The following is a 21,984-nucleotide window of genomic DNA, read 5'->3' on the forward strand; positions in this document are numbered from 1 at the left end:
GCCGACGACCGATCATCCACGACGTCCAGGAGGAACCGGCGTGAGCAGGACCGAGGAGTTCCAGGAGCTGCGGCCGCTGCTGTTCTCGATCGCCTACCGGATACTGGGCGGCGTCGGCGAGGCCGAGGACGCGGTCCAGGAGACCTGGCTGCGCTTCCAGGCCTCCCCGGCCGAGCCCAGATCGGTCAAGGCCTTCCTCTCGGCCACGGTCACCCGGATCTCGATCGACGTGCTGCGCTCGGCGCGCGTGCGGCGGGAGCGGTACGTCGGACCGTGGCTCCCCGAGCCACTGCTCGCCGACCCCTACGAGGATCCGGCGCGGTCGGCGGAGCTGGCCGACTCGGTGTCGATGGCGGCCCTGCTGCTCCTCGAGCGGCTCAGCCCGCTCGAGCGGGCTGTCTTCGTCCTGCGGGAGGTGTTCGACTTCGGCTTCCCCGAGATCGCGTCGGCGGTGGGACGCTCGGAGGCGGCGTGCCGTCAGCTGGCGGTGCGGGCACGGCGCCACATGTCCGCGGGCCGCCCCCGCTTCGAGGCGGACCGCCAGGAGCGGGCGGAACTGGCCTCCCGCTTCTTCGACGCCCTCCGCGCGGGCGACGTCGCCGGTCTGCAGGACCTGCTCGCCGCCGACGTGTCGATGGTCGGCGACGGCGGCGGCAAGGCGCCGCAGCTGGCCAGGGCCGTCAGCGGCGCCGGGAACGTGGCCCGGCTGCTCGCGTTCGCCTTCCCCCGGATGGCCCGGGTCGACGTGACGTGCGAGCCGCACGAGATCAACGGCCAGCCGGGCGCGATCGTGCGCGACCGGGACGGCCAGGTGCTCAACACCCTGACGCTCGATGTGCTGGACGGCCGGATCCAGGCGATCCGCTTCGTGATCAACCCGGACAAGCTCGGTCACCTGGGCCCGGTGGCGGACGCCTGGGCGATCGACCGCGCGGTGCGACCGGGGCGCCGGTCCGCACGCTGACCGCGCCAGGCCGAGGGACTCGTCCGAGCCGAGGCCGGCCTCGGCTCCTTCGTGGCGAAGCGCCCCGTCGAGAACCCGGGCAGTCCGCCCAGGACCACTCGGCGACGGGGCGCCCCATGCGCGGCGTGCCGGCTACGCGCCCTTGGGACCGGCCTGCTGCACCACGTCGAAGGACCACAGGGTGGAGCCGGAGGCGGCCGGCCGGGGCCGCTCGCCGCCCTCGCCGCCGCCTTGGTGCGCGGACTTCATCGGGCCCTCCATCCACGCCTGGAAGGACTCCTCGTCACGCCAGCGGGTGTACACGAGGTACTGGTCGGTGCCCTCGACGGGTCGCAGCAGCTCGAACCACTCGAAGCCGTCGGAGTTCTCCACGGCGTGGGCCCGCGAGGCGAACCGCTTCTCCAGCACCTCCCGCTGCTCGGCGGGAACGGTCAGCACGTTGATCTTCACTACGCTCATACCCCCATCCTGACCCACACCGCGGCCGTCTCAGAAGGAGGTCGTGCCGGCGTACACCAACAGGACGAGGACGAAGCCGCCGCCGGCGAACAGGAACGACACCACGTTCCCGTCCTGTCCGAGCAGGATCGGGCGCCAGGCCGCGTAGAGCCCGACGAGGAACAGGCCCCGCACCGTCTGCGCCGGCGCCGACCAGGCCCGCTCCTGGAGGGAGTCGGTGTCGGGGGCCAGGGCGAAGACCGCGGCCATGACGACGCCGAAGACCCCCGCGACGAGGACGAAGGCGAACAGGGCCGCCCCGCCCAGCTCGTCGTCCGGGAACGCCTTCCAGCGGCCCGCGGCCAGGGTCGGCAGGTCCTTGGACTCGTTGACGTATCCGCCCAGGCCGGGCTGCGAGCGGGACCACAGCACCTCGACCCGGGTGTCCGCACGGGGCTTGTCGTAGGTGTAGGCGCCTTTCACGAGGAGGCGTTCGGGGCCGCCGTCGACGGCGAGCGCCAGCCGTGAGGCGTAGCCCTTCACCTGGTCCTCGTCGTCCAGTTCGGCCCGTGTCCGCAGCGGCTTGCCGACCACCCGTGCCGTGCCGACCTCGGCACCCGCGTCCCGCAGCTTCTCGATCCGCTCGTTGGACGGCATGCTCAAGAGGCAGGCGAACATGGCGCCGGAGGCGAGGGCAACCAGCAGCCAGACGACAGCCGTACGGCCCTTGACCCAGAACGCGGATTCGCCGAGGCCGGGCCACGGTGTGCCGGTCCTCCGGCCGCCCTTCGTCAGTGAGACCCCGCCGAAGTCCGGCGGGCCGGCCTCGTCCATCAGCCGCAGCACCCACAGCGCCACGACCCGCACCGCAGCGCACCCCGCGGCCACGCCACCCCACAGCAGCGGCCCGTCCCACGGGTGGGACATGGGCGCGACCCCCAGCAGCCACGTGCAGGCGACCACCCCCGCGACCCATCCCACCAGCCCGCACAGCCGCACGAGCCACACCAGCGTGAACGCCATCCATTCCCCCCGGACGCCTGACCGGCCCAGTAGGGAATCAGGGCCGCGCCCACCTGTCCACCCCCGGCCTCCGCCCCCGGCCGCGGCTCCCGGCCGGGGGCGGGGTGTCGCCACCACTCGAACACGTGCATCATTGCCGGGGGTTGCCAACGGGGCCTGCGAGATGGACGGTGCGAATGCGAAGCGGCAGAGCGGATGCGGCGATGGCCGCCGGCTGCGCGTTCCTGCTCGGCGCCTGCGGCCTGCTCGGCGCCTGTGGCCCGGCCGACGGCGGCAAGGCCGGCCGGCCCGCGCGGACGACGGTCGCGGACGCCCCCGCCTCGCTGCCCGTCCCGCACGGCAAGGGCAGCAGGGTCCCGGACGACTTCAACGGCGACGGCCACCGCGACCTCGTCCTGGACGACCTGGTCAAGGCACAGAGCCACGCCGACGACGCGGGCATCGGCATCGTGTACGGCAGTGCGCGCGGACTCAGGCCGGGAGCCCGGCAGTTGCTCAGCCCGAAGAAGCAGGCGGCCCCCACCGCGGGGCGGCTTCCGGCCGTCTTCGACGCCGAGGAGGGCTGTGATCTCGACGGCGACGGCTTCACCGACCTGATCGTGTCGACCGACCCGCCGTACGACGGCCAGGGGCAGCCCCCGGTGCCGTTGCAGATCCTCTTCGGCTCTCCGGCCGGGCTCACCGGGCGGGGGGTCAAGCTCGCCGTCCCGGCCCGCGCCCGCTACGGCAACGACTGGCCGGACCAGCCGGTGTGCGGCGACTTCGACGGCGACGACGAGGCCGACCTGGTGCTGCACGCCTCCGGCGGGAAACTGTCCTACCTGCGCGGCCCGTTCAGCCGGCAGGGCGCCCCGCACGCCGCCGGCGCACCCCTGACCTCCCCCGGTGAGGTGCCCGTCGGCCCCGCCGCCGACGTGAACGACGACGGGTACGACGACCTCGTGGTCCGTGCGGCGGAGGGCACCGGCAGGGCCGCGGTCGTCCTCGGCGGCCCCACCGGTCCGGCCCGCACCGGAGCCGTCCTGCCCTCGGGCGTCGATGTCGCCCTCGGCCGCTTCGGGCGGGGCAAGGCACTGGACGCGGCCGTGGGCGGCATGGCGGAAACGTCTCTGCGCTACGACCTCCCGGTCCCGGCCGCCCGGGCCGCCCTCGCCGCCCCCGGCTCGATGCTCGACGCCGCCGACTTCGACGGGGACGGCCGCGACGAACTCCTCTCCAGCGGCTCCCGGTTGCGCCTCTTCCGCGCCGGTGCGGCCGGGCTGTCGACGCGCGGCGCAGTCACCGTCGTTCCCCGGACCGCCGGCACGACCCGGGTCCTGGCCGCCGCCGACTTCGACGGGGACGGACGCGCCGACCTGGCCGTACGGACGTACCGGGGCGAGACGCGGGACACGGTCGCCGTGTACGGGGGCACGGCGAAGGAACTGGTCGGCGCCGAGCCGGTGGTGGCCTTCTCCACCTCGGCGTTCCTGGAGCCGTGACCCCACGGCCCACCCGCCGTCACCACAGCCCCGAAAAATTACCGAACTCACGTACAACCTTTACGCCCCGGCACAGGTCTCCTGATCGCCGATCGCCTGTGAACCGCGGGAGAACCCGCGTCGAACACGGGCAGTCCGCACCCCATCGACTGTGGATGCCCGCCAGGCATCCCCCGCATGCCGCAGGAGAACCCGCATGCACAAGCACCGGCGACTCGCCCTCGCGACGGCCACCGCGGCCGCGCTGACGGGCGGTCTGCTCACCTTCGTCGCCTCGCCCGCGACCGCCGCCGACTCCGTCAAGGTCGCGAAGGCCGACTTCAACGGCGACGGCATCGGCGACGTCGCCACCTCGGCGCCCGGCGCCTACGTCAGCGGCCACAAGGACGCCGGCCAGATCGTCGTGCTCTACGGCACGGCCACCGGCGTCTCCTCCGCCAAGCGCACCGTCATCAGCCAGGACACCACCGGCGTCGCCGGCACCGCCGAGGCCGGCGACGGCTTCGGCCGGGAGACCGCCTTCGGCGACTTCAACAACGACGGCTACGACGACCTCGCCGTCAGCTCCCCGTACGAGAAGGTCGGCACCGACACCAACGGCGGCGACCTCGTCATCCTGTACGGGTCCCAGAACGGCCTGACCGGCAAGTCCGCCCACCTGGTCGACCCGGCCGTCTCCGGCCACGACTACTGGGGCAAGGACCTGGCCGCCGGCGACTTCGACGGCGACGGCAAGACCGACCTGGTCGTCGGCAGCTCCGCCGCCACCCTGTACCTCTACAAGGGCGGGATCAGCAGCTCGGGCACCGCGGGCAGCCTCACCACCGTCAAGCCGCCCATCCTGTCCGGCAGCAACGACTACCCGTTCGGCCCGATGAGCCTGACCGCGGGTGACGTCAACGGCGACGGCCGCACCGACCTCGTGGTCGACGGCTACGAGACGTCCACCCAGTACGGCTGGAACACCAACTACTGGCTGCCCGGCACCGCGAGCGGCCTGACCGGCTCCTCCGCCAAGGCCATCAAGCCCGGCATCATCACCGCGATCGGCGACATCAACGGCGACGGCTTCGGCGACATCGTCAGCGGCGCCGGCTGGGACGCCACCATCGAGGACGGCACCCCCGTCCCGGACGCCTCCAACGGCGGCCGGGTGAACGTCACCTACGGTTCCGCCTCCGGTCCGGCCGCCACCACCGGCATCAACCAGAACACCGGCGGCGTCCCCGGCACCTCGGAGAAGGGCGACTCCTTCGGCTGGGACCTCGACCTCGGCGACATCAACGGCGACGGCTTCCAGGACCTCGTGGTCAGCGCCCCGCTGGAGGACATCGAGGGCGTCACCGACACCGGCGCGGTCACCGTCCTCTACGGCTCGGCGTCCGGCGTCAACACCGCTTCCGGCTTCCAGTCGTTCAACCAGAACACCACCGGTGTCCCCGGCGGCAACGAGAAGAACGACCTCTTCGGCACCGACGTCAAGCTCGACGACGTCACCGGCGACGGCAAGGCCGACCTGGTGATCGGCGCCTACGAGGACGCCGGTGACGGTGCCCTCACCTACCTGCCGTCCAACGGCACGAAGATCACCACCTCGGGCAGCCGCTTCATCGGGGCCGGCACCGCCGGCGTCTCCACCACGGGCACCCCGCAGTTCGGCGCCCTGTTCGCCGACTGACCGACCCCCCCTCTCCCTCCCTCCCGGCCGGACCCGCAGCACCGCGGGCCCGGCCCCACTCCCATCCGGAGCCCCGTCTTGCGCAAGCGCGTCCTCCTGCTGGCCGCAACCCTGACCACCGGCCTGCTCACCGCCCTTCCCGTCACCCCGGCCGCCGCCGCCCCCTCCAGGCTGGCCGGCGACTTCAACGGCGACGGCTACCTGGACATCGCCCTGAGCGCCGCGAGCCACGACGTCGGCACGGCCCAGCAGGCCGGCGCCGTCGTCGTGCTCTACGGCTCGTCCTCGGGCGTCTCCGCCACCCGGCGCACCGTGATCACGCAGAACTCCGCCGGGGTCCCGGGCACCGCCGAGCAGGGCGACCTCTTCGGCGCCAGCCTGGCCGCCGGCGACCTGGACGGCGACGGCTACTCCGACCTCGTCGTGGGCGCCACCGGCGAGAGCATCGGCGACCGGGACTCCGTGGGCAGCGCCACCATCCTGTGGGGCGGCACGTCCGGCCTCTCCGGCGGCGCCCTCGTGCCCCAGCCGTCCACCCTGCCCGAGTGGGGCGACTTCGCCCGCGGCATCGCGGTCGCCGACTTCGACGGGGACGGCAAGGCCGACGTCACCCTCACCGGCCGGACCGAGACCCGCATCTACAAGGGCCCCTTCACCCGCACGGGCACCCCGGTGAACAACCTCCGCGTCGGCGAACTGGGCACCACCACCGAGGTGTTCGCGGGCGACCTGAACCACGACGGCGCGGCCGAGCGCTTCTACCCGTTCCTCGTCGACGGCGACGAGGGCGGCGACATCATCTACTACACCTGGAACGGCTCCAAGCAGGCGATGAAGCGCCTGCCGAACGCCGACGGCCTGCCCGGCTCGATCGCCGACGTCAACGGCGACGGCTACGGCGACGTGGTCCTCGGCGACCCCTCGGACCCCACCACGTCCAAGAAGTCCGGCCACAAGGGCGGCCAGATCACCGTCTGGTACGGCGGCCCGAACGGCCCCGACCCCGACCAGACCCCGACCGTGATCCACCAGGACACCCCGGGCGCGCCCGGCGCCGCCGAGGCCGAGGACCTGTTCGGCTCCTCGATCGGCACCGGTGACATCAACGGCGACGGCTACGCCGACGTCGCGGTCGGCGCGCCCGGCGAGGACCTGGGCAGCATCGGCGAGGCGGGCGCGGTGACCATCCTGTTCGGCTCCGCCTCGGGCCTGACCACCAAGGGGGCCAAGACCTGGACGCAGGACACGGAGGGCGTCCCCGGCGGCTCCGAGGCCTGGGACCAGTTCGGCCAGTCGGTGCGGCTGACGGACATCAACAAGAACGGCAAGGCCGACCTGGTCATCGGCGCGGGCGGGGAGGACGGCCACGGCGCCGTCACCGTCCTGCGCGGCACCGCCTCCGGTCTGACCACCGACTACGCCAAGTTCATCAGCGCCCGTGACGTCTCCGTGAAGGGCAACGGCGACTTCGCCTGGGCCATCGCCCAGTGACACGCCCCCGACTCCGGCTTCCACAAGGGAACTCCATGCGTCCACGCGTCCTCGCCGTCGCCCTCGCCGGGGCCCTGGCCCCGCTCGCCCTGACCGTGCCCGCCGCCCACGCGGCCACGGCCGCCGCCCCGTACGACTTCAACGGCGACGGCCGCGCCGACCTCGCGATCGGCGCCCCCGACGCGACCGTCGGCGGCCAGTCCAAGGCGGGCGCCGTGTCGGTCGTCTACGGCAGCTCCACGGGGCTGAAGACGGCCACCCGCACCCTGATCACCCAGAACACCTCCGGCGTGCCCGGCACCGCGGAGGCGGGCGACGCGTTCGGCAGCGCCGTCGCCTCCGCCGACCTGAACAAGGACGGCTACGCCGACCTCCTGATCGGCGCGCCCGGTGAGGACGTCGACGGCGACACCAACGACGGCACGGTCGTCGTCGTCTGGGGCGCCGGGAGCGGACTGTCCGGGGCTCGTACGGTCATCGACTACTGGCACGACGAGGTGGACCGCTACGGGCAGGCGCTGGCCGCGGGCGACCTCGACGGCGACGGCGACACGGACGTCGCGATCGGTTCCACCGGCTCGGTCGCCCTGTCCTTCGTCAACGGCCCGGTCACCAGGTCCGGGAGCTGGCAGGGCGGCTCCGGCTCCGGCTTCCCCTCCTCCTACTCCCCCTCGTACGGCGTCACGTCCGTGACCGCCGGCCGTGTCTCCCCCGCCTGGTCCACCAGCCTGGTGGTGCACGGCCGGCAGCCCCGCACCGGCGCCGCCGTCACCCACCTGGTCACCGACCCGTCCATCGGCAACTTCACCGACTGGTGGCAGGACCTGCCCGCCGGCACGGTCTCGGCGATCGGCGACATCGACAAGGACGGATACGCCGACATCGCGATCGGCAACCCGGCCGAGACCTCCGCCGACCCGGCCGGTGCCAAGGGCGGCAAGGTCACCGTGGTCTACGGCGGACCGGGCGGCAAGGACACCTCCCGCGCCCCGCTGGTCCTCGGCCAGGACACGGCGGGCGTGCCGGGCGCGGCCGAGGCGGGCGACGCGTTCGGCAGCAGCGTCCACCTGGGCGACGTCAACGGGGACGGGTTCAAGGACCTGGCGATCGGCGCGTCCGGCGAGGACTCCGGCACCGGGTCGGTCACCCTCCTCTACGGCAGCGCCTCCGGCCTGACCACCAAGGGCGCGGTGTCGTACACCCAGAACACCGCGGGCGTCCCCGGCGCCGCCGAGAAGGGCGACCGCTTCGGCGCACGGGTCCTGCTCGCCGACCACTCCGGCGACCGCCGCGCGGAGCTGACCGTGGCGGGCCCGGGGGAGAACGCGAGCGACGGCGCGGTCTGGTCGCTGCGCGGCGCGGCCGGCGGCCCCACCACGGCCGGTGCGCTCTCCTTCGGCCCGTCGGCCACCGGAGTCTCCACCGCGGGCGCCCCGCGGTACGGCGCCGTCCTGAACAACTGACGCGGGGGAAGCCGGGGGGATCCCCGGCCGAACCCTGAATCACCCCCCTGACGCTCCCTTAGGGGATGTCACAGGTCGGCCGCAAAGCCGGGCCCGGACGCCCGGGCCCGGCACGTCGGTCTCCGGGACCAGGTACGTTCGATGACGTGGCTGGATTCAGGATCGGACGCGGGGGCCGGGACAACCGCACCCCCCAAGGACAGCAGGCGCCGCAGGGACCGTCGTACGGACAGGGGCGGCCCGGCGGGCCGTCGCGCGGACGGCAGGGACCGTCGTACGGGCAGCCCGCGGGCCCCTCGTACGGCTACCCGGCGGCGCAGCAGCCGCCGTACCCGCAGCAGGGACAGTCGTACGGGTACCCGGGGCCGGCCGACGACGGCCCGGAGTACTTCGGCGACGACGGCGGCTACCCGAGCGCGGGGCACGGCGGACACGACCCTTACGCGGCGAACAACCCGGGCCACACCCAGGCGTTCTCGGTCGACGAGGCCGCCGGCTACACCCGGGGCGCGACCTACCACGCCGGCTCCGCCGCCGCTCCCGCCGCACCGGTGGGCCCGCCGCTGCACTGGAAGGAACTGCTGAAGGGGATCGTCCTGTCCCCGGACCAGACGTTCCTGCGCATGCGGGACTACACGATGTGGGCCCCCGCCGTCATCGTCACCTTCCTCTACGGCCTGCTCGCCGTCTTCGGCTTCGACGGCGCCCGCGCGGACGCGATCAGCGCGACGCTCTCCAACGCGGTCCCGATCGTGCTGGTGACGGCGGTCGTGATGGTGCTCGGCCTGTTCGTCCTGGGCGTGGTCACCCACACCCTGGCCCGCCAGCTCGGCGGTGACGGCGCCTGGCAGCCGACCGTGGGCCTGTCCATGCTGATCACGGCGCTCACCGACGCGCCCCGCCTGGTCGTCGCCATGTTCTTCGGCGGCGACGCCGGCTTCGTCCAGCTGCTCGGCTGGGCCACCTGGATCGGCGCGGGTGCGCTGCTGACCCTGATGGTCTCCCGCTCCCACGACCTGCCCTGGCCGAAGGCACTGGGCGCGGCGGCGATCCAGCTGATCGCGCTGCTGTCGATCGTGAAGCTGGGCACGTTCTAGTCCCACGGCGCACGTCACGGCGCACGTCCACGGCGCACGGAAAAGGCCCCCGGCACGGCAGCCGGGGGCCTTTCGTACGTGGTGGAACTAGGCGTCGAGCACCTGTCCGGCCCGCTTCACCACCGGCGGCTCGACACTCCACGGGAAGTTGATCCAGTCGTCCGTGCGCTTCCAGACGTACTCGCACTTCACGAGCGAGTGGGACTTCTCATAGATCACCGCGGAGCGCACCTCGGCGACGGTGTCGAGGCAGAAGTCGCGCACGAGCTTGAGCGTCTTGCCGGTGTCCGCGACGTCGTCGGTGATGAGCACCTTCTTGTCGGAGAAGTCGATGATGTTGGGGACCGGCGCCAGCATGACGGGCATCTCCAGGGTCGTCCCCACGCCCGTGTAGAACTCCACGTTGACCAGGTGGATGTTCTTGCAGTCCAGGGCATAGGCGAGCCCGCCCGCGACGAACACCCCGCCCCGGGCGATGCTGAGCACGATGTCCGGCTCGTACCCGTCGTCGGCGATGGTCTGCGCCAGCTCGCGCACGGCGGTCCCGAACCGCTCGTAGGTCAGGTTCTCCCGCACGTCTGCGTTGCTCATGCCGTGGCTGTCCTCACACCTGGGTCCGATGGAAATTGACGTAGGACCGCGAGGCGGTCGGCCCGCGCTGCCCCTGGTACCGGGAGCCGTAGCGCTCGCTGCCGTAGGGGAACTCGGCGGGCGAGGACAGCCGGAACATGCACAGCTGCCCGATCTTCATGCCCGGCCACAGCTTGATGGGGAGGGTGGCGAGATTGGACAGCTCCAGGGTCACGTGTCCGCTGAAGCCCGGGTCGATGAACCCGGCGGTGGAGTGCGTGACCAGCCCCAGGCGGCCGAGCGAACTCTTCCCCTCGAGGCGGGAGGCGAGGTCGTCGGGCAGCGTGATCACTTCATACGTCGAGGCGAGGACGAACTCCCCCGGATGAAGAATGAACGGCTCGTCGCCCTCGGGCTCCACGAGCCGCGTCAGATCCGCCTGCTCGACGGAGGGGTCGATGTGCGGGTACCGGTGGTTCTCGAACACCCGGAAATACCGGTCCAGCCGTACGTCGATGCTCGACGGCTGCACCATGGATTCGTCGTAGGGATCGATCCGTACCCGGCCGGCGTCGATCTCGGCCCGGATGTCCTTGTCTGAGAGAAGCACGTAGCGAGGATACGCAAGGCGCGCGGAGCCGTGACAATCGTGACGACTCCGCGCGCCCGGCGCTACTGCGGGGTGTCACCACCCGGTTACCGATTGTCCCGCCGCTAGCGCTTCTGCAGGGTGACCGGCACGACGCTGCGGAGCCGGGCACAGCGAGGACACCTCACGAGCCGGCCGGGGCCGAGCCGCTCGGCCTTCTGCATCGGGAACGAAGCGGTGCTGAAGACGTGCCCATCCGCACAGCGGACGACGGTGCGTTCCATCAAGTCCCTTATGTCCCTTCCCCAAGAGCCTCGTCGGGCTTACTGACCTGACGACAAAAGCCACATTACGGGATCAAAGAGACGGTGCTCCAGGCGGCACTCCGGCCCTGCCGGGACCCTCCGCCATGCCTCCACCGTACGCCCCAACTCCGGCCGCCCGCAGCCGGATCCCGCCCCCCGGAACGGACACGGACCCCCGGTCCGAAGCACCGGGGGTCCGCAATGATGTACAGTGAGCGAGCGTCGGGACATCGACCCCCTCGGGGATCACCGAATCCGACTTACGCGGGTGTAGTTTAATGGTAGAACATCAGCTTCCCAAGCTGAGAGCGCGAGTTCGATTCTCGTCACCCGCTCCAGAGAGAAACCCCAGGTCAGTGGCCTGGGGTTTGTTTGTTGTCTAGGCCAATTTGAGGGCGGCGCGCCCTCCGCGTGCCCTAAGTCGAGGCTGAGCGGTCATTTCAGGGGTGCCTGGTCGCCTCTCTGGCCACCCCGCCCTGGTTCGTCTCGAATGGCGAGACGTATTTCGCGTGATCTGCGCCACAAGTTGTGCAAATGATGGTGAAGTCGCTTACGCAAAGGACGACTTGCGGGCTGGCACGCAGCTGTCGACCATCCGGACTGCACTTCGGTCGTTTCGCAGCGGCAGCATGAGCGGGTGGTTCACAATGCGCGCCATGCCCACGAGGTACGACCGTTCTCGAAGACGCCGAACGTCATCGCGTTGTGGGCGTCCCACGAAGAAAGGGACGCCCTGCAAGCTCCCCCAGGAGATCGGCCGAGGCTGTCGGCACCACGCCACCCGAGCTGAGCGTGAAGCTGCCGCCGAGGAGGCAAAAGCTCGGACCGAGACGGCGAGGCAGCAGGCAGAACGAGAACAACGGACGATCAGAGTCGTGCTCTCGCTCGTCACCCTGGCCGTGTTTGTTGGCCTTGGCGTCGGTATCTGGGATGCCTGGAAGAACGATCAGCACGAGTCCATGTGCCGGCCACACCGAACCGAGGCCCTTGCGCTGAGCGACAAGGCCCGCGCCGTACCGATTCCATTGGTGTTCGCCAGCGACCCGAACATCAGCATCCTGCAGCTCGGGACCAAGCTCCCCGACGATCTCGGAAACTTCGACACCACATCGGCCACCGAGCTGGACATAGCAACGGCGTACGCCAAGAAGCGCGACCTGGCTGGTCAGGCTGCACGCATCGTTCTCGACCACCAGGAGTGCTTCGACAGCGACTTCATCGCCGAGGCCACCCGCATAGACCAGGCCCCTACCGAGGTCAGCCGGGTAGAAATGCCCTCACCCGCTCACTGCAGCGACAGGTGGCCGTCCAACTCCATCGGCCGACAAGGTGCATGTTCACACCACGGCGGCGTTGTCGCTGGGCTCCCATGGGCCACGTTGTTCTTCGACTGATCACGTAGGACGCGACAACCCAGGGCTTCGACCCTTGCCTTAGGCAGGCACCAGGTCTCCCAACGCTTCACGAAGGGCGGTGCCTACGACAGGTCCTGCCACGGCCACCTGCCGAAGCTCTTCGCCCTTCATGTAGCGGTAGCTCTGTGGAGGGTGGAAAGCCCCCGTGGAGCGCAGCGCGCTGAGCGTCACCGGCTCGTCGAAGGAGACGGGATCCTCCAGCGTGAGGCCGCTCGCCTGAGTCGCGCCACTCATGTAGGCGTCGTACTCACGCCGAGTGATTCCCGTCTGGGCGCTGTGGGCGGACCACACCTCCTTTGGGGAGGCGACATGGACTGAAGCGATGCGCGCCATGCCCACCACAGCCATGGTGGGCGCGGTCGCGTACAACAGAACCGGGGTTCCGGGTGGCGCAGCGACGCGTTGGCGGCGGACCTCCACCGTCTTGCTGCCGGCCAAAATCGCGGTGGCGAAGCGCGGGTGGACGGACAGCAGCATCGCGCGTTCCGGATCGTTCACGTCGTTCGGTGCCCCTCTTGGTAGATCGCCTGGAACAGCTCCTCGCTGATCTTGGACAGCGAGATCAGCGAACTCGGCGACCACGGTAGTCCCCGCTCCCTGGCCAGCGAGGTCAATCGCCGCAGCGTCACCGGCTTCGGGAAGATCTCGGTGTCCGAGAACCTCAGTGCCATGGCGTGGCCGGAGGTGTCAGCAGCTGCTTGAACCTCAGCTCGACCATATACGCCCAGGTGTTCGAATTTCGAGAAGAGGGTGTCGGGCGTGTCGATGAGCACCTCGTCGAGTCGCGAACTGCCCACCACCATTTGGCCTTCGCCCGGGGAACTGCCCTCGCTGACGTACCAGAGCAGGCGAGCCGGGACGCTCTCCCCGCGGCGGCCCGAGGAACGGTAGTAGACGTGCTCCCTGCTGATGCCCAGGGCGTCACTCCGAGGAATGAGCATGGCCGGGACGTTGAACAGCTCGGTTGACCAGCGCGGCTTGATGGGCACCAGGAAGGACGGCAGCCCCGAGTCGATGACCTTCGCCGGCCACCACGCCCGCTCCACCACGGCGGCTACCTCGGCGGGCATGCCGACGCGGAGCGCGGTCGTCTCCACGGTCAGCTCGCGGGCCAGTCCGCCCGCCACAGTCTCCACCTCGGCAGCCGTCCCGCACACATTCACGAGGAGGGCGACAAGCCTGCCGTCATGCTCGAAGAACCCGTCGTCGCCTGCCGCGGACTTGGCGGCCGCGGAGGGATGCGAATCGCTGATGCGGATGATCTCTGCACCGCAGTCCCGGCCAAGCCGCTTGATCAGGAAGAGGAGCTGCCGGGCCAGAGTCTCTTCCAGTGGGTGGCTGGCCGTACGAAGGACGGGGACAACCAGCGTTCGCCCATCCAGCGCCCATGCGTAGAGGGCAACCGGGTGGCCCTGACCATCCCTGAGCAGTTCGCGGCGCCAGGCGACCGTACCCCCATTCAGCGACCGCAGGCGCTCGGCGAAGGCCGAGCCGTCGTCGCCACCCGCCTGGTGGAAGAAGGCGACCAGTTCGCCCTCTGCGCCTGGTGCCACCTCGCCGGACCGGAACTCCGTCCCCATCAGATCGGCCGGGCGATACACCTGGGCCTGCCGCAACTCATCCACGTGCAGCGTCACGGTGGAAGGCGAGACGACCCGGACCCGGGCGACCTCCCAGGCCACGTCAGCCAGGCGGGACAACAGCGGATCGCGGGTCGCCAGGACTTGCAGACCGGCACATGAGGTCTCGGCCACGTACCGCAGGCAGAGCCGAAGCTCAGCGCCGACGGTCAGACTGGGGATGGCCTGCGTGGCGGCCACGAGTAGTTCACGGGTTCGCTCGTCCACAGCTGCCGAGTCGGGGGACAGCTTGCGCAGGCCGGTCAGAGCCGCCCGCTGGTGCTGACGCTCTGCCGTGTCTGTGAGGTCCCGGATCTGATGAACCAGCTGGGGTGTGTATGCGAGCTCGATGAGATCCGCCATCCAGCCGGCTTCCAGTGCGCGGGATTCCTCCGCGTCGGCCGTGTCAGCGAGGCCGCGCAGATCGGCGAACACTCCGTGGTCGACCGTTACCACCAGGAGCGCGTCGCTCTCCATCTCCGTGAACAGGTCCGGATGGCCGAGGTCCAACCACCAACCGTCCAGGATCTCGCCGTCACGGCCGCGGCCTCGCACCTCACCATCCGGGACGAAGCCGAGACTCCTCCACATCCCGCTCAGGTTGTAGTCCCGTCGGCACTTGGCCTTGATCCCGAGTCGCTGTGGGTACCGCTCTTTGATGCTCTCCACCAGCCGGCGGGCGATGCCCCGGCCGCGCTGTTCCTCCGCCACACACAGGTGTGCGAGCCGAATACGCGCGCTCCTCTTCGGCAGTCCGAACAGCGCATAGCCGAGCACCTCGTCCGCTTCAACCGCGGCCAGAAGGCCGCCATCCTCCGCTGCCTTCCGGTAAGCAGGAGGCGTCAGAAGCCCCAGCGTCTTCGTGTAGCGATCACCCAGGGCTATGGCCTTGTCGATCAGCTCGTCCTGCGCAGGCGAAACGGACACCAACTTGATCGCCATTGCTCCCCCCTCCAGTTGGGCCGGTCACGGCCGCCCACAACTCCCCTGTCAGTGCATGCAGGAAAAGCTGATCTCACTCACGGCCGTCTCTCAAGGGGGCACGAGGGGCGCACGGCACTGCGGAGGCTGTCGCACGCGGTGCCGACGTGTCGGAGTCCGGCCGACGAAACCGTCCGGCCGGACTCCGTCGGTCAGGGTTTCCTCACGCCTCCATGGCTCCCTGCTCGACGGCTGAATCACGAAGCTGTTGCCGCACCTCGGCGTCGATGCCCCGCGCCAGCTTGCGCTGGTGCTTCGTCGTCGAGTGCTGGTAGATCAGCTGGGCCCGCTCGGAGGACTGGCCAGCGCGAACCATGAGGTCCTTCAGCTTGGCGCCGGTGTCGGCGGCGAGGGTGTTGCCGGTGTGCCGGAGGTCGTAGAAGCGGAAGTTCTGCGGCATGCCGACCTTGGCGCGCGCCTTGCGCCACTTCCGCCCGAAGGTCGAGCGGCGGAACGGTGCCCCCTTCTCACCGACGAAAAGGAGGCCGTCCGCCTCCTTCTCGGCGAACCACTGCAGGTGGCGGCGCAGCTCGGGGAGCAAGAAGTCGGGCAGATAGACGGTGCGCTTACCCGCACGAGACTTCGGGGCACCGGTGACCCGCTTGCCGTTGGTGAGCTCCGGGGAAGCCTGCGTGATGCGCACGGAGCAATCGTCGAGATCGACACTACGACGGCGCAGCTCGGCCAGTTCCTCGGGGCGGAGTGAGGCGAACGCGCCGAGCAGGACCATCAGTCGCCAGCGCGGGCCCATGGCGTCGGCCAGATCGAAGACCTGCTCGATCATGGCCGTTGGACGCTCGTCGGCCTCCTCCTTGCCGGCGCCCTTGATACGGCACGGGTTGCTGCGGAGCAGGTCATCGTCGACCGCGGTCTGCAGGATGGCCTTCAGCAGCCGGTACGACTTGGCGACCGTGGTGGCGCCCGTCGCCTTCAAGCGCTCGGCCCGCCAGGTACGGACGCTGGGCGGGGTGATCTCGTCCAGGTCCTTGCCGCCGAAGGTCGGCAGGATGTGCAGGCGCAGCAGACCGCTGTAGCGGTCGACCGTCGTCGGGGCCAGTCCGCGCTCCTTCAGCCAGCGCAGGGCGTACTTCTTGAAGTTGACCGCCCCGGCCTCCGGGTCGCGCCACTGATTGCGCTCGATGTCGGCGCGGGTGAGGTTGAGCCACTCCTGCGCGTCGGACTTGGTGTCGAACGTCTCCGGCGCGGTGTAGCGCTGCCCGTCCGGTCCCAGGTAGCGAGCCTGCCACCGGCCGGAGGGGAGCTTGCGTACCGTGCCGAACTCGCGCCGCCGCTGCGGCTTGCGTCCCGCCATCAAGCCGCCTTCCCGTAGCGGGCACGGATGCGGCGGACCGGCTCGACTGTGCGCGCCTCGACGTACTCGGCGATCGCGCTTTCCGGGATGCGCACCGGGCGGCCGAGCTTCACGTAGCGGATGCGGCGCTCGGCGATCAGGCGGCGGACGAAGCGCTCGCCTGTACCGAGCATTTCGCCGGCCTCGGCCACTGTCAGGAGGCGGTCAGCCATTCGCGGTCACCTCCTCGGTGGTGCGAGCGGTGCGCTGGGAGCGGGGAAGGGCAGGGGGTATTGCGGATCGGCGCAAGGGCGACGGGTCCTTTACTCGGGGTGGTTCTGGGCGGCAGGCCGTTCCTGCTGGCAGCGCTTGGGGTTACGCGGCACGGGGCCCCTGGAGAAGTTCTTGGGGCGAGACCCGGAGGGCCTGGGAGAGGGCGACGAGGTCGTCGATGTCGCAACGGCGTTGGGCGCGTTCGATGCGGGACAGCATCGTGTTGGTCATCGGACGGCCAAGGGCGGTGACGCGGGCGGCGAGCTCGCGCTGGGCGAGGCCGCGTTCGGTGCGGAGGATTTCGATGCTGCGGGCGGTCCGTATTCCGGCCGTACCGATTTCCAGGGATCGTGCTGCCATGGCTCCATTTGTAGCTTGCATTCGCCGGTTTGGTTAACCGGGGATCGTCGGCTATGTTCCGCCCGGCGAACAGGCGGGAGTTACCTCTGGGCTGGGGGTTCGGGGATCCGTCGGGCGTTGCCTTCGCCGGCCCGACAGAGTGCTCTGACGTGGGATGTTGTGTTGTAGCTTGCGCCGCAGCAGGGAGTCAACGGTCTCCCGATGTGATGCTTCTGGCTTCAACTGACGGTGCATTATTTCGGTAACCGCTGATCCGGGTTTATGGTTTTAGTGATGCCTCGCAGCACACGTTCGCCGTCAGCTGTCTGATTTCGCAGCGGAATGCTGGACTTGTGCGGCATGCGTGTGGCTGTCTTGGCTATACGACGCCACCAGCCCTCCCCCGCGCTCGGACCGGGGCTGTGTGCAACCCCCTCCCTGTGCAATGCCCGACGAGGGCCGACCGCACCTCCCCGTCCTCACCTAGGAGCCGCCGCCCGATGAGCTACGACGCCCGCGAATGGGTGTGGGATCACAGCCACAGCAAAGGCACCGCCCGCATGGTCCTCGCCCTGATCGCCGACCGGTGCCGCGACCAGCACTGCGTCGCGTACGCGTCCGTGCCCACCCTCATGAAACGCGCCAACGCCTCCCGCACCGCCGTGCGCGACGCCCTGACCAAGCTGATCGCCGACGGCGAGCTCGTGCAGCTCCCCGACCGCAAGGGCCCACGGGGCGAGACGTACTACCGCCTCCCGGGCGCCGCCCGGTTCCTCGCCGAACAGGCCGCGGAGGGGGACCGGAATCCGACCCAGGGGGGTCAGATTCTGACCCTCGGGGGATCGGAATCTGACCCTGCCGAGCACGTCGAAGGGGGGTCGGAATCCGACCCCGGGGAACGGAATCCGGCCCCCAGGGGGTACGGATTCCGACCCGAGGGGGGTGCAGATTCCGACCCCCAGAACAGTAGAGAACCGAAGGTGAACGGTAAGAGCAGCAGCAGCTCTGCCCCGCTCATCCCCGCCATCGAATGGCAGATCGACGACGATGCCCGTGCCTGGCTGCAGCAACACGGCCACCTCGACCGCCTCGGCGAGGACGCACTGCACGCCGCCGACGAGAAGTGGCGCACCTACCGGGCAGCCTGGGCGCCCCGCACCGCCGCCGCGTGGGCGGCCGACTGGCGCGCTTGGATCGCCCGCGAGCACACCCCCGCCCCTGGCCGCCCCAACCTCTACGCCCTGCCAGGCGGCACACCCTCCACACCAACACCCGGCATGACGCGCTCCCAGGCGCACATGGCCTCCCTGCTCGCCGCCCTCGACGAACCGACCGGAACGGAGTAACCCGCCTTTGGACCGACACGAAATCGCCGCTGTCCTCGCGTACACCGGACGCCTCGATCCCCGCACCATCCGCACCGGCACGGGCGAGGCCCGTGACCAGATCGCCCAGTGGCAGGAGCTACTCGACGCCGTGCCCTTCGCCACCGACGGCGGCTGGGACGTCCGCGAGGCGATACGGTCCCACGTACTCGACTCGCCCTACCCGATCCTGCCCGTGGACATCGCCCGCAGATGGCGTGCCCACCGACGCGACCGCCTAGACCGGCACACCGACCCCACTCCCGCCGCCGACCCCGACGATCCGGCCGCCTGGCGAGCCGAGCTGCTCCGGTCCCGGAACGCTGTCGCCGCCGGCATAGCCTCCCCTACCACGCACCGGCAGATCGCCAGCGGTGGCCGACCTCGCGACGTCGAGGAGCGCCTGCGTGAGATCGGGTCGTGCATCCCGCCGGCCGTCCGCACCGAGCTGGCCCACTACCGTCCGACCCGCGCCGCACGCGAGGCCGCCGTCGCCGAGGGCGTCCCCGATGCGCTTCGTGTCCGGTGCGACTGGTGCCACGCACCCGTGGGCTCCCCTTGCCGTCACCGAAGGGCGAGCCCCGACGGAACCGCCCGGGGCCATGCCGCACGTGCGACTCCCCACCCCTCGCGCGTCGACCGCGCCGCTGCCCGGACGGACCGACGCCGAACTGCGTGACGGGGTCCGGCTTCGCCCCTCGCGGCAGCTACGTGGGGCTACGTCCGTCGGTCCCCGAACCGCGTACACGGTCCCGACGAACACTTTGGGGACCGCGCCCCAGGGGACCGTGCCGACGACCGCCGGGGACCGGTCCCCCTGAAACCGCAGCTCAGAGGGCCTTTCATGCCGGTCCCCAGAGCCGCCCCAGCAACGGGGACCGTCCCCGCAGCAGCACCTTCGGTCCCTCGGGGACCGGGACCGTGCAGAAAAACGGGGACCGTCCCCGTGACGACATGTCAGGGGGACCGTCCCCGATGAGCATCGCGTCCCCGTCCCCAAGCGTCTGGGGACCGTGCACCGCAGCACTTTGGGGACCGGTCCCCGTCGCTCTCCTTTCAACCGCAGCCCTCGCTCGGACAGCGCCCATCTCGGTCGACCTGTCCAGACCTCAACCCACCACCGCCGAATTGCTCCGACCGCTGCCCTCGCTCGGCGCCCCGACGGCTCAGCTCCCCTACCGAACACCCGGAGAACCACACATGCACGATCGACACCATGAACACACCAACCGGCAGGAGACGCCCATCGCCCCAGACAACCGCGCAGCAAGGTATGCCGCTGGACCGTCCAAGGACGGCCTCAACGGGGATGCCTCCGCCCCGGGGGTGGCGGAGGCCCTCGGGCACCAGGGGGCGCCCGAGGGGGAACAGCCCGCCGACACCGCTGCCGCCCAGCTGCCGCGTGCCTCCGAAGCCGCCGCCCTGCACCGCGTCGCCCGACGCCGTAAGCCCGACCCGAACGGCCAGCGCAAGCAGCGGGTCGACGCCCGCTACAGCATCGAGGAGAAGACCAAGATCCTCGGCCAGGCCCAGAAGCTGAACGTCAGCGGCGCCTACCTCGTCGGCGCTGCAGTCATGGCCTACATCGATGGTGACCTCACCCTGCCCGGCCAGCGCACCCCGCTCGACGACTACATCGACGAACTCAACGCCCTGCGCAGCCAGGTCGCAAAGATCGGCAACAACGTCAACCAGATCGCCAGGAAGCTCAACTCCAACGGCCACCCACACCCTGGGGACACCGCCGTCCTGGCCCAGGCCGAACGCACCCTCACCACGGTCCGCACAGCCATCGGCGACATAGCGACAGCCGCGAACCAGGCCGTCTCGAAGAAGGCAGCCTGATGATCGCGAAGATCGGCAGCGGCAAGGACACTAGCGGCCTGATTCGCTACCTGTTCGACACCAAGAAGACCACAGACCACACCGACCCCCACCTGGTCGCCTCCTGGGACGGCTTCGCCCCGGACCCCGGCCGCGCCGACGACTTCGACGCCGCCAAGAGGCTCCTCGTGGCCGACCTCGACCTGCACGTCAAGCAGGCCCGACGGCACGGCCGCGCCCCCGAGAAGCACGTGTGGCACTGCTCCATCCGCGCCGCCACAACCGACCGCCACCTCAGCGACGAGGAGTGGGCCGACATCGCCCGCCGAGTCGTGGCAGCCACCGGCATCGCACCCGACGGAGACCCTGACGGCTGCCGCTGGGTCGCCGTACGCCACGCACCCGACCACATCCACATCGCCGCCACCAAGGTCCGCGGCGACCTTCGCACCGCACGCCACTGGAACGACTACCTCACCGCCGACCGCGAACTGGCAGCCGTCGAGAAGGAATACGGCCTGCAGCAGGTTGTGCGCGGGGATCGCACCGCCGCCAAGCGACCCACCCGAGCAGAGCAGGAGAAGGCCCGCCGCAACGGTCGGCAGAAGACCTCCCGCGAACAGCTGCGCACCACCGTCCGTCAACTGGTGTCCGTCGCCGCCAGCCCGGAGGAGTTCCTCCACCTGCTCGACGGGGTCGAGGGTGTCCGCGTCGACGTTCAGCGCTTCCCCTCCGGGGACGTACGCGGCTACAAGGTCGCCATCGAAGGCGACACCAACGCCGCAGGCCAGCCAATCTGGTTCTCCGGCTCCCAACTCGCCCCCGACCTGTCCTTCCCCAAGATCGCCGAACGCTTCACCGGCATCGACACCCCACCCGCCATCGGGGCGGGCAGCCGGCGCAGGCCGAACCCCTGGCACCAGGCCACCGCGGCGGCCGAACGCATCCCCGACCACCTCGACCGCAGCAACGACACGGTGGCCCAGGCGCACATCGCGGCCTTCGCCGAGGCCCTCGACGTCCTGCCGCTGATCGCCCCCGCCCACCAGCGAGCACAGCTTCAGCAGGCGGCCCTCGCGTTCGAACGCGCCTCCCGCTCCCGCATCCGCGCCCAGCAAGACCAGGCCCGCGCCCTGCGTAACGCGGTACGCGCGCTGCGCACCGCGCCGGTCACCGGCGACGGGAGCGGGCTGGCGATGTTCCTCGACATCGCCGTCCTGGTCGTCATCGCCGCCGCCCGCTGGCACCAGGCCCGCCGACACGACCAACAGGTCGCAGCCGCCCACCAGACCCTGATCCACCTCCAGGCTGCCTACGAGCATGCTGCGGCTCAGCCACTGGCCGCACTGGCTCAGCGCACGCCACCGGCCCGCACCATGGAACGCCACGTCCAGCATGTACGAGCCGTCCTGCCCGACCATGCCGATCAGGTCCTCGACGACCCCGCGTGGCCGGCACTGGCCGCCGCTCTCACCCAAGCCGAGACCGTCGGCCACGACCCCCGCCAGCTCCTCCAGCACGCCGCCGACCAGCGCGCACTGGACGACGCCCGCTCCACCGCCAGGACCCTCACCTGGCGCATCCAACGCCTCTCCCAAAGGCACGCACCCAGTGACCGAGCGCTAGCCGCCCAAGCTCGCACGGCCGCGATAGCGCAACCGGGGCAGCCTGCCGACCCTGCACTGAGCCGCTCCCACCAGCCCACTGCGGCTGCGGCACGTCCCCGACACCGCTGATCCGGGCGCAACCGCCTCGCTTCAGCGAGGCGGTGCGGCCGAG

At 70.6% G+C, this 21,984-nt stretch carries 20 protein-coding genes and 1 tRNA gene; 12 read left to right on the forward strand and 9 right to left on the reverse strand.

All coding sequences use genetic code 11. The features are described from left to right. Positions 1-40 precede the first annotated feature (40 nt). Positions 41-964: an RNA polymerase sigma-70 factor gene (locus ACZ5CW_RS28705; RefSeq protein WP_468606331.1), complete on the forward strand. Its 924-nt coding sequence runs from the start codon at positions 41-43 to the stop codon at positions 962-964. Positions 965-1,096: 132 nt separating this feature from the next. Here the strand turns inward: ACZ5CW_RS28705 and ACZ5CW_RS28710 are convergent, their stop codons facing one another. Continuing rightward, positions 1,097-1,423, reverse strand: a complete 327-nt coding sequence (locus ACZ5CW_RS28710) for an antibiotic biosynthesis monooxygenase family protein (RefSeq protein ID WP_468606333.1) — start codon at positions 1,421-1,423, stop codon at positions 1,097-1,099. A gap of 30 nt (positions 1,424-1,453) precedes the next feature. Then, positions 1,454-2,425 (reverse strand): hypothetical protein, encoded by a 972-nt coding sequence (locus ACZ5CW_RS28715; protein WP_468606335.1) that lies wholly within the window; start codon positions 2,423-2,425, stop codon positions 1,454-1,456. Positions 2,426-2,601: 176 nt separating this feature from the next. Here ACZ5CW_RS28715 and ACZ5CW_RS28720 point away from each other — a divergent pair, with 176 nt between their 5' ends. The 5 genes from ACZ5CW_RS28720 to ACZ5CW_RS28740 all read left to right on the forward strand — a co-directional run bounded on the left by ACZ5CW_RS28720 (position 2,602) and on the right by ACZ5CW_RS28740 (position 9,635). After that, positions 2,602-3,906 (forward strand): FG-GAP repeat domain-containing protein, encoded by a 1,305-nt coding sequence (locus ACZ5CW_RS28720; RefSeq protein WP_468606337.1) that lies wholly within the window; start codon positions 2,602-2,604, stop codon positions 3,904-3,906. Positions 3,907-4,102: 196 nt separating this feature from the next. After that, the gene (locus ACZ5CW_RS28725; protein WP_468606339.1) at positions 4,103-5,584 is read left to right on the forward strand and encodes an FG-GAP and VCBS repeat-containing protein; all 1,482 of its coding nucleotides are present in this window, start codon (positions 4,103-4,105) and stop codon (positions 5,582-5,584) included. A 78-nt stretch (positions 5,585-5,662) separates the two neighbouring features. After that, positions 5,663-7,075: an FG-GAP and VCBS repeat-containing protein gene (locus tag ACZ5CW_RS28730; protein WP_468606341.1), complete on the forward strand. Its 1,413-nt coding sequence runs from the start codon at positions 5,663-5,665 to the stop codon at positions 7,073-7,075. Positions 7,076-7,110: 35 nt separating this feature from the next. Then, positions 7,111-8,538 (forward strand): hypothetical protein, encoded by a 1,428-nt coding sequence (locus ACZ5CW_RS28735; RefSeq protein WP_468606343.1) that lies wholly within the window; start codon positions 7,111-7,113, stop codon positions 8,536-8,538. Positions 8,539-8,603: 65 nt separating this feature from the next. Beyond that, on the forward strand, positions 8,604-9,635 hold the full coding sequence (locus tag ACZ5CW_RS28740; protein WP_468606345.1) for a Yip1 family protein: 1,032 nt from the start codon (positions 8,604-8,606) through the stop codon (positions 9,633-9,635). An 87-nt stretch (positions 9,636-9,722) separates the two neighbouring features. Here ACZ5CW_RS28740 and ACZ5CW_RS28745 read toward each other — a convergent pair whose 3' ends face one another. Beyond that, complete coding sequence (locus ACZ5CW_RS28745; protein ID WP_468606347.1) at positions 9,723-10,226, reverse strand: phosphoribosyltransferase; 504 nt, start codon at positions 10,224-10,226, stop codon at positions 9,723-9,725. A 13-nt stretch (positions 10,227-10,239) separates the two neighbouring features. Beyond that, positions 10,240-10,815, reverse strand: coding sequence for a dCTP deaminase (gene dcd, locus ACZ5CW_RS28750; protein WP_468606349.1), 576 nt, complete (start codon positions 10,813-10,815; stop codon positions 10,240-10,242). 548 nt (positions 10,816-11,363) lie between these two features. On the opposite strand from dcd, the gene ACZ5CW_RS28755 reads away from it, so the two are divergent. Next, a tRNA-Gly gene (locus tag ACZ5CW_RS28755) sits at positions 11,364-11,437 on the forward strand. Between the two features lie 537 nt (positions 11,438-11,974). Beyond that, entirely contained in the window at positions 11,975-12,493 is a 519-nt protein-coding gene (locus tag ACZ5CW_RS28760; protein WP_468606351.1) for a hypothetical protein, read from the forward strand. A 39-nt stretch (positions 12,494-12,532) separates the two neighbouring features. Here ACZ5CW_RS28760 and ACZ5CW_RS28765 read toward each other — a convergent pair whose 3' ends face one another. The 5 genes from ACZ5CW_RS28765 to ACZ5CW_RS28785 all read right to left on the reverse strand — a co-directional run bounded on the left by ACZ5CW_RS28765 (position 12,533) and on the right by ACZ5CW_RS28785 (position 17,038). Further along, complete coding sequence (locus ACZ5CW_RS28765; RefSeq protein ID WP_468606353.1) at positions 12,533-13,012, reverse strand: ASCH domain-containing protein; 480 nt, start codon at positions 13,010-13,012, stop codon at positions 12,533-12,535. After that, complete coding sequence (locus ACZ5CW_RS28770; RefSeq protein WP_468606355.1) at positions 13,009-15,075, reverse strand: GNAT family N-acetyltransferase; 2,067 nt, start codon at positions 15,073-15,075, stop codon at positions 13,009-13,011. Before ACZ5CW_RS28770 ends, ACZ5CW_RS28765 begins: the two co-directional genes overlap by 4 nt. Before the next feature lie 202 nt (positions 15,076-15,277). Then, entirely contained in the window at positions 15,278-16,426 is a 1,149-nt protein-coding gene (locus ACZ5CW_RS28775) for a tyrosine-type recombinase/integrase (protein ID WP_468606357.1), read from the reverse strand. Beyond that, positions 16,426-16,638, reverse strand: coding sequence for a helix-turn-helix domain-containing protein (locus ACZ5CW_RS28780; RefSeq protein WP_468606359.1), 213 nt, complete (start codon positions 16,636-16,638; stop codon positions 16,426-16,428). The genes ACZ5CW_RS28775 and ACZ5CW_RS28780 overlap by 1 nt, the downstream gene beginning before the upstream one ends. Positions 16,639-16,780: 142 nt before the next feature. Beyond that, on the reverse strand, positions 16,781-17,038 hold the full coding sequence (locus ACZ5CW_RS28785; RefSeq protein WP_330338755.1) for a helix-turn-helix domain-containing protein: 258 nt from the start codon (positions 17,036-17,038) through the stop codon (positions 16,781-16,783). Between the two features lie 479 nt (positions 17,039-17,517). On the opposite strand from ACZ5CW_RS28785, the gene ACZ5CW_RS28790 reads away from it, so the two are divergent. The 4 genes from ACZ5CW_RS28790 to ACZ5CW_RS28805 all read left to right on the forward strand — a co-directional run bounded on the left by ACZ5CW_RS28790 (position 17,518) and on the right by ACZ5CW_RS28805 (position 21,941). Then, positions 17,518-18,363: a helix-turn-helix domain-containing protein gene (locus ACZ5CW_RS28790; RefSeq protein ID WP_468606361.1), complete on the forward strand. Its 846-nt coding sequence runs from the start codon at positions 17,518-17,520 to the stop codon at positions 18,361-18,363. A gap of 7 nt (positions 18,364-18,370) precedes the next feature. After that, the gene (locus ACZ5CW_RS28795) at positions 18,371-19,060 is read left to right on the forward strand and encodes a zinc finger domain-containing protein (protein ID WP_468606363.1); all 690 of its coding nucleotides are present in this window, start codon (positions 18,371-18,373) and stop codon (positions 19,058-19,060) included. Between the two features lie 521 nt (positions 19,061-19,581). Then, positions 19,582-20,226, forward strand: a complete 645-nt coding sequence (locus ACZ5CW_RS28800) for a MobC family plasmid mobilization relaxosome protein (protein ID WP_468606365.1) — start codon at positions 19,582-19,584, stop codon at positions 20,224-20,226. Next, the gene (locus tag ACZ5CW_RS28805) at positions 20,226-21,941 is read left to right on the forward strand and encodes a relaxase/mobilization nuclease domain-containing protein (protein WP_468606367.1); all 1,716 of its coding nucleotides are present in this window, start codon (positions 20,226-20,228) and stop codon (positions 21,939-21,941) included. Before ACZ5CW_RS28800 ends, ACZ5CW_RS28805 begins: the two co-directional genes overlap by 1 nt. Positions 21,942-21,984 lie beyond the last annotated feature (43 nt).

The organism is Streptomyces sp. NPDC031379 (genome assembly GCF_055569615.1).

What these genes read in the sequence shown, in the direction of transcription:
- ACZ5CW_RS28785 (WP_330338755.1), bottom strand. Translation starts at nt 17,038, where the DNA reads ATGGCAGCACGATCCCTGGAAATCGGTACGGCCGGAATACGGACCGCC.
- ACZ5CW_RS28800 (WP_468606365.1), top strand. Translation starts at nt 19,582, where the DNA reads ATGCACGATCGACACCATGAACACACCAACCGGCAGGAGACGCCCATC.
- ACZ5CW_RS28745 (WP_468606347.1), bottom strand. Translation starts at nt 10,226, where the DNA reads ATGAGCAACGCAGACGTGCGGGAGAACCTGACCTACGAGCGGTTCGGG.
- ACZ5CW_RS28805 (WP_468606367.1), top strand. Translation starts at nt 20,226, where the DNA reads ATGATCGCGAAGATCGGCAGCGGCAAGGACACTAGCGGCCTGATTCGC.
- ACZ5CW_RS28740 (WP_468606345.1), top strand. Translation starts at nt 8,604, where the DNA reads ATGTCACAGGTCGGCCGCAAAGCCGGGCCCGGACGCCCGGGCCCGGCA.
- ACZ5CW_RS28725 (WP_468606339.1), top strand. Translation starts at nt 4,103, where the DNA reads ATGCACAAGCACCGGCGACTCGCCCTCGCGACGGCCACCGCGGCCGCG.
- ACZ5CW_RS28790 (WP_468606361.1), top strand. Translation starts at nt 17,518, where the DNA reads ATGAGCTACGACGCCCGCGAATGGGTGTGGGATCACAGCCACAGCAAA.
- ACZ5CW_RS28770 (WP_468606355.1), bottom strand. Translation starts at nt 15,075, where the DNA reads ATGGCGATCAAGTTGGTGTCCGTTTCGCCTGCGCAGGACGAGCTGATC.
- ACZ5CW_RS28735 (WP_468606343.1), top strand. Translation starts at nt 7,111, where the DNA reads ATGCGTCCACGCGTCCTCGCCGTCGCCCTCGCCGGGGCCCTGGCCCCG.
- ACZ5CW_RS28715 (WP_468606335.1), bottom strand. Translation starts at nt 2,425, where the DNA reads ATGGCGTTCACGCTGGTGTGGCTCGTGCGGCTGTGCGGGCTGGTGGGA.
- ACZ5CW_RS28720 (WP_468606337.1), top strand. Translation starts at nt 2,602, where the DNA reads ATGCGAAGCGGCAGAGCGGATGCGGCGATGGCCGCCGGCTGCGCGTTC.
- ACZ5CW_RS28775 (WP_468606357.1), bottom strand. Translation starts at nt 16,426, where the DNA reads ATGGCGGGACGCAAGCCGCAGCGGCGGCGCGAGTTCGGCACGGTACGC.
- ACZ5CW_RS28780 (WP_468606359.1), bottom strand. Translation starts at nt 16,638, where the DNA reads ATGGCTGACCGCCTCCTGACAGTGGCCGAGGCCGGCGAAATGCTCGGT.
- ACZ5CW_RS28710 (WP_468606333.1), bottom strand. Translation starts at nt 1,423, where the DNA reads ATGAGCGTAGTGAAGATCAACGTGCTGACCGTTCCCGCCGAGCAGCGG.